This window comes from Psychromonas hadalis ATCC BAA-638 (assembly GCF_000420245.1).
In the GTDB taxonomy this organism is placed as follows: domain Bacteria; phylum Pseudomonadota; class Gammaproteobacteria; order Enterobacterales; family Psychromonadaceae; genus Psychromonas; species Psychromonas hadalis.
This window is the reverse complement of the sequence record NZ_ATUO01000168.1, coordinates 1-7,371: the sequence shown is the minus strand read 5'-3', so window position 1 is coordinate 7,371 and position 7,371 is coordinate 1. Positions and strand designations below refer to the sequence as shown.

The 7,371-nt window shown below is 39.4% G+C and carries 4 protein-coding genes; all 4 read left to right on the top strand.

Annotated elements, in window-relative coordinates; all coding sequences use genetic code 11:
* Positions 1-404: 404 nt before the first annotated feature.
* The 4 genes from G322_RS0115950 (at position 405) to putP (ending at position 7,019) form a co-directional block, all read left to right on the top strand.
* Positions 405-1,172, top strand: coding sequence for an AraC family transcriptional regulator (locus G322_RS0115950; protein ID WP_022942721.1), 768 nt, complete (start codon positions 405-407; stop codon positions 1,170-1,172).
* A 246-nt stretch (positions 1,173-1,418) separates the two neighbouring features.
* Positions 1,419-4,580 carry a bifunctional proline dehydrogenase/L-glutamate gamma-semialdehyde dehydrogenase PutA gene (gene putA, locus G322_RS0115945; RefSeq protein ID WP_022942720.1) on the top strand — a complete coding sequence of 1,054 codons (3,162 nt, stop codon included), beginning with the start codon at positions 1,419-1,421 and terminating at the stop codon, positions 4,578-4,580.
* An 11-nt stretch (positions 4,581-4,591) separates the two neighbouring features.
* Positions 4,592-5,305: an aldehyde dehydrogenase family protein gene (locus tag G322_RS0115940; protein WP_022942719.1), complete on the top strand. Its 714-nt coding sequence runs from the start codon at positions 4,592-4,594 to the stop codon at positions 5,303-5,305.
* A gap of 217 nt (positions 5,306-5,522) precedes the next feature.
* Positions 5,523-7,019 carry a sodium/proline symporter PutP gene (gene putP, locus G322_RS0115935; protein WP_022942718.1) on the top strand — a complete coding sequence of 499 codons (1,497 nt, stop codon included), beginning with the start codon at positions 5,523-5,525 and terminating at the stop codon, positions 7,017-7,019.
* Positions 7,020-7,371 lie beyond the last annotated feature (352 nt).

Here is a 7,371-nt window from a genome sequence, read left to right as displayed (position 1 = left end):
GCTATTTATTATTTTAACCAACAAGATAGATCAGATACTTATGCGGATTGGTCTAATTGAACTGGACACTTTAATGCTGGATAATACTATCTACTATCGAGGTGAACAGATATAAAATAACAGCTTCCATGAGTGGTGTTGGTGCTTGTTTAGATAATGCAGTTGTAGAACGATTTTTTGGCAGTTTAAAGAATGAATGGTTATTAAATATTGTTCACTTAACATATGAAACGATGAAGATGGATGTTGAGGAATATACAACCATGCACGACTTCATACAATACGCGGCGATTTAACGCCGATTAGCGATGAAAATTTACAAAGTCAGGTGTCCGTGGACTTGATCAGAATAGGTAGAGTTGTTCTGTTCGTCTGCATTTTTCTATATTCAATTGGGGTGAGCAATGCCAAATGATCAGTTAAATAAAATTAAACCCGCTGAATTAATCTTGCTACCTAATGAAGTCCATCATCATGATCATCCGCATCACCAGCTTGTGATCGCGGTAGATGGTCACTCTGAATTCAGCATTGAAGGTTTATCAAATATTATTACCCCCGGACAAGGCTGTGTGGTAACTGCATCATCAGATCATTCTTTTAATGGTGTTGATAAATCACAGATCCTTGTACTGAATTTACCCCTAGAGTCTCATCTTGATCAAATCACCATTGAACGAATTAATACTTTATTTACTCAAAATGGATACTTTCAATTAGATCACAAGTTACAAAAACTGATCCAGCTTCTAGTGGCAGAAATGTCATCGGCTCCCAATGATAGTTTTTTATCTCAAGCATGCAACTCAACCATCATTGCGCTCTTGCAGCGCCACAAATATCAAGGAAAAGTAACTAAACAACGTATTAATATTGATATTATTGACCAATATATTAAGCTACATATATCAAAAAAAATAACGGTTACACAATTAGCAGGTATGGCATTCCTAGGGGAAAGGCAGTTCTTTGTCATTTTCAAGCAGCAAATAGGCATGACACCACACCAATATGTGCTCAATAAACGTTTTATTTTGGCAAAAAAATTATTAGAAGAAAGTGTGCTTTCATTATCCGAAATCTCATCTCAAACGGGTTTTGCAAATCAAAGCAGCTTTACCCATCGTTTCACAAAACTCCAAGGCATATCTCCAAGCCAATATCGACGATAATTTATTTAACCTTCATCACATTTATACCCCGATCAGAGTTTTAAACACGTTTACCGCAGTTTTTAACAAGATTTCTAGTCTCACAAAAAATACCATAGCCCGCATTACAAATATTTAACAAATACGCAACAATCGCACTACATTTAAGCACCGCAATAATACCGTTAAGACAATCTGGTATTTTATGTGCACATGTTTTATTTGATCAGAGATATGCCAACAAATCTTAATCACTAAGGAATAGTCATGACCCTATTTAATGCTATCGATACTCTCTCTCAGGACTTTATTGATCGTCCTTTGCCCACATTATGGTCATATATCTCACCACTTTATATGGTTGATGAATCAGTTTGGTTAGGTGAACTTTTAACACTAGCAGAAGTAAGCGACTGCGAAGCGCTAAAGATAAAAACCCTCGCCAATGATCTCATTGCAAAAGTCCGCGCGGATAAGCAAGCGGTTCAAATGATTGACTCACTGCTACTCGAATATAGTTTAGATAGCCAAGAAGGTGTTTTGCTAATGTGTTTAGCAGAAGCATTAATGCGTATACCTGATGCTGCCACCGCTGATGCATTAATTAAAGATAAATTAAGTAGTGCAGATTGGAAATCACATTTAAGAAATTCAGACTCTGCTTTTGTAAACGCATCAACCTGGGGATTATTGTTAACCGGTAAAGTGGTTAGTATGGACGCGACAAAAGGCGCCAATACAATTAAGGTTATAAATCGCCTTGTTAACAAAATGACTGAGCCTGTGATACGTCAAGCAATGCACCAAGCAATGAAAATTATGGGTCATCAATTTGTATTGGGGCAAAACATTAAAGAAGCACAAAAGAACGCGAAAGCTTGGACTAAAAAAGGTTGTAGTTATTCTTATGACATGCTCGGTGAATCTGCATTAACGTCCGCTGACGCTAAAAAATATTTTGATTCATACATTCAAGCAATTGAGTCAGTAGGAAAAAACCAACAACACGCTAAAAACATCAAAACAGAGGCTACTGTTTCCATTAAGTTATCTGCCCTGCACCCTCGTTATGAAGTATCTAACAAGCAACGTGTATTAAGCGAAATGTTTGAAACGGTATTAATACTGATTAAACGCGCGCGTGAGCTTAATGTCGGGCTAACTATTGATGCAGAAGAGTCTGATCGTTTAGAGCTTTCATTGGTGTTATTTGAAAAATTATATAATCACCCAACCACAAAAGGATGGGGGAAATTAGGCATCGTTGTACAGGCATATAGTAAACGTGCTTTACCGGTATTAACTTGGTTAGCATCAATCGCTAAACGACAAGGTGATTGTATTCCATTGCGCCTAGTGAAAGGTGCATATTGGGACAGTGAAATTAAATTATCACAACAAAATGGCTACCAAGCCTACCCTGTCTACACACGTAAAGAAGGTACGGATGTATCCTACCTAGCCTGTGCTCGTTTTCTATTAAGTGATCATATTAAGGGGCTTATTTACCCACAATTTGCTAGCCATAACGCGCAAACGGTTGCTTCTATTTCGGTAATGGCGTCACATGATCAGTTTGAATTCCAACGCTTGCATGGCATGGGTGATGCGTTATACAAACATGCGATGCAGATGTTTAACCCCAATGTACGTATTTACGCCCCTGTTGGTACCCATAAAGATTTATTACCTTATTTGGTAAGACGTTTATTAGAAAATGGCGCTAATAGCTCTTTTGTACATCGTTTATTTGATGCAACTTGCTCGATTGATAGCTTAACTGAGCACCCTGTTGATACCTTAAAAAACCGCTCAACATTACATAATGGTTTAATTCCCCTGCCACCTGCTATTTTTAACGATCGTAAAAATTCGCTTGGTATCAATGTTGACATTACCAGTGAACTAGCCCCTTTTCAATCTCTGGTTGATGTACACATGCAGCGCCTTTGGCAAGCAGGGGCAATTGTTGATGGTCATCAATATTATGACAGTGATAGTGAATCGAACCCTCACTTGCATACGGTAAACGCACCTTATGATAGAAACATTAAAGTAGGCTCAGTGTTGTTTTCTGATGCGCAACTCGTTGAAAAAGCAATTAATAGCGCACATCAATATTATCCAACATGGAAAAATGTCGCGCTGAGTAGTCGCGTAAGTTACTTGCTTAACTTGGCCGACTTACTTGAAAAACATATGCCTGAACTGGTGGCTTTATGCCACAAAGAAGCAGGGAAAACGATTCATGACAGTATTGATGAAGTCCGAGAAGCTGTCGATTTTTGTCGCTATTACGCACAACAAGCATCACAAAACTTTGCACAACCCAAAACGATTGAGCGCTTTGATGGTGTAAAAATGCAAGTTGAAATGCAAGGTAAAGGTGTTTTTGTTTGTATTAGCCCATGGAACTTTCCATTAGCCATTTTCCTTGGGCAAATTAGTGCTGCACTGGTGACCGGCAATAGTGTCGTCGCAAAACCTGCAGAACAAACATCCTTGATCGCAGCGCGAGCGGTAGAGTTAATGTTAGAGGCGGGTTTCCCACCTCAAACGATTCAGTTTCTCCCCGGTACAGGTAAAGAAGTTGGAGCAGTATTAGCATCCGACCCAAGAGTAACAGGTATTGTTTTCACTGGTTCAACCCCAACGGCACAAGCGATTAATCTCTCATTAGCAAGTCGTAATAGTGAGGTTGCTACTTTCATCGCTGAGACGGGTGGACAAAATGCCATGATCGTTGATAGCACCGCTCTACCAGAACAAGTAGTGAAGGATGTGATTCGCTCTGCTTTTGTTTCTGCAGGTCAACGCTGCTCTGCATTACGTGTATTGTTTATTCAGGAAGATATTGCAGATCGTGTCATTGAACTTATTCAAGGATCAATGCAAGAGTTAAAAGTTGGTTTGCCTTATTTACATTCAACTGATGTTGGGCCTGTTATCGATAGCACAGCAAAAAACAAATTACTCAATCACATTGAAACCATGCTTAAAGACAATAAGTTACTTGCACAGGTAAAACTTGATGAACGTTGTGCTTCAGGGAATTTTGTCGCACCAACCGCGATTGAAATCAAACATTTATCACAGCTCGAAAACGAACAATTTGGCCCAATATTACACCTCATTCGCTTTAAATCTAAACAGCTCGAGCGCATTGTGGAGCAAATTAATGATACTGGTTTTGGCCTAACCCTCGGTATCCACAGTCGTAATACCGCAAGTTATTTAAAACTGGCCGCATCCAGTCGTGTTGGTAATTGTTATATCAATCGAGATCAAGTTGGTGCCATGGTGGGTGTACAACCTTTTGGTGGACAAGGCCTTTCAGGCACTGGACCTAAAGCCGGAGGCCCTCGTTATTTATACCGTTTCGTTAATCAAGCACAGGTGACTAACCCTGTTGTAAATTCTGAGTTATAGGGGAGCAATAGATGTTAAATTCAACACAAAAAATACTTAATGATGCATTACAAGTATGGCCGTCGTGGAACGATCTTCAGCTAAACCAACGAGGCCAACTTTTACAAGCATGGGCTAGGTCATTTGATAAGCAACAAACAATTGATTCACTGGCCACCCAAATGGTCAATTTTCAGGTAAAACAAGGTCAAACACTGATCGCTGAAACAATCGAAATGCCGGGTCCTACAGGTGAAACAAATGAGTTAACTACTGCTGGTCGTGGCATTTTTGTTATCGCTGCACCCCAAGAAGTGCCAGTGACTGCAATTGTTGGCCTGATCAGTGCTGCTTTAATTTCGGGTAATGTCGTCATACTCTCTCTGTGTGCACAACAGCAATCCATCGCAAATGATTTGTGTACAAGCTTACACAAAATAGGCGTTGATAATGCCATCGCAAGTGTGATTGAGAGTGATGAACTTCTGCCCTTAATAGAATCGCCTCGCATCGCTGGGGTCGCTTTAATGGGCAATCGTGCTGAAGTACTTGAAATAAATAAATGCTTGGCAATGCGTCCAGGGCAAATTGCACAGTTAATCGCTGAAACAGATTTAGAGAACCTACCCACTATTACTGATAACTACCTGTTATATCGTTTCATTACCGAAAAGACACAAACAGTTAACATTACAGCAGTAGGCGGTAACGCCACTTTATTAGCACTTGGCTGTGGTGATCAATAATTAATACCGCTACTAATTATTTATAGCGTCTACAATGCTCGGAAAAAATTAGTTGATGCATGGATAAGTCTTGGCAAAGGCGCTTTATTTTACAAAAAAATCAACACTAAATCGTTTTTTTGTCGCTCATACTACTTACATATTGGCTTGTTATTGAAGAGCAGGGCGTTAATTTTCACCCCATGAATCACTTATGTGAATAAAAAAAGAGGAAATTATGATAGAAAATAACTTTATAATAACATTAACCTTCATCATGTATTTAGGCGTAATGCTGGCTATTGGCCTTTACGCTTATAAAAAAACTAACAATGCAAAGGACTACTTCTTAGGTGGACGAAGTTTAGGACCATGGCCAGCAGCTTTATCCGCAGGAGCATCTGATATGAGCGGTTGGTTATTATTAGGCCTTCCTGGTTATGCTTATATAGCAGGTATTGAGGCCGTATGGTTAGCGGGTGGTCTGTTAGTTGGCTCTTGGTTAAATTGGTTAATATGTGCCAAACGTCTGCGCACCTACAGTATTACCGCAAGTGATTCATTAACGCTACCGGGCTTTTTAGCGCGTCGTTTTAACGATCAATCTAAACTATTACAAACGATTGCAGCTTTCTTTATTTTGATGTTTTTCTTGTTTTATACCAGCTCAGGTTTAGTGGCTGGCGGTAAATTATTTGAAACTGTATTTGGATTAGATTATACCTACGCAGTTATTATTGGCACATTATGTGTTGTTTCATATACCTTATTTGGTGGATTTCTTGCGGTTGCATGGACCGATTTAGTGCAAGGTTTATTAATGTCTGCTGCATTGTTAATTGTACCTATAGCCGCTATGAATGGTGGGTTAGGCCAACTTGCAACGGATTTGCATGCAGTTAATCCAGAACTATTGACACTGTGGAATGATGTCGATGGCAAACCACTTTCATGGATAGCAATCATCTCATTAGTTGCTTGGGGCTTAGGTTACTTTGGCCAGCCCCATATCTTGGCACGTTTTAAAGCAACTCGCAGTAATGCAGACCTAATTACTGCACGGCGTATTTCTGTTATTTGGACGGCAATTTCAATGATAGGTGCAGTATTAGTTGGTTTAGTTGGACTACTTTATGTCAACAATGAATTAACAGGAGCCCTGATCGATAGTGAAAAAATATTCATGGTATTAGTAGATGCTATTTTCCATCCTGTTATTGCAGGTATCTTGTTAGCTGCTATTTTAGCCGCTATTATGAGTACAGCAGATTCACAGTTGTTAGTATCATCTTCAGCATTAGCAGAAGACTTTTACAAACAGCTGATTAAACCACAAGCAACCTCTGCAGAGGTTGTAATGGTGGGGCGTTTAGGCGTACTCGCAATCTCTTTACTTGCGTTATATTTAGCCATGTCCCCAGATAGCTCAGTATTAGGATTAGTTTCTTATGCTTGGGCTGGTTTTGGTGCCGCCTTTGGTCCGGTATTGATATTAAGCTTGTACTGGCGCCGTATGAACCGAAATGGTGCATTAGCGGGTATTCTTGTTGGTGGTATTACCATCGTAGTTTGGGCACAGTTAACTGGTGGTTTATTCGATATATATGAAATTGTACCGGGTGTTATTCTTGCAACTATTGCGATTGTCGCAACAAGCTTATTCACGGCTGAGCCTGAAAAAATGGTCACGGATCAATTTGACCAATACCAAAAGAACTTGGTTGAGTTTGATTAAGTCAGTGACCTGTTAAATAAAATCCCTCGCCTTATTTAAGGCGGGGGATTTTTTCATCTCTATCCCGAGACGGATCTATTTAGGGTAATACCAATTACATTAAGTATGTGATCTAAATTTTCCGCAGGGAAAATAGCTTAATTCAAGGCGTAAGTTGACGTAAATGGTTGTTCCCTTTACGAAAATCACAACGCGGAAGTGAGTTGTTTTAACCAGTAAAATAGATCCGCTATTTACTGTTATTGGTATAATACCATTCCGCTTAATATAATGATCAGGTTTTACGCAGGGTAAATTACTAAGATTAAGGCGCATGATTGAGTAATAGCCGGCTATTGCGATTGAATGCAAC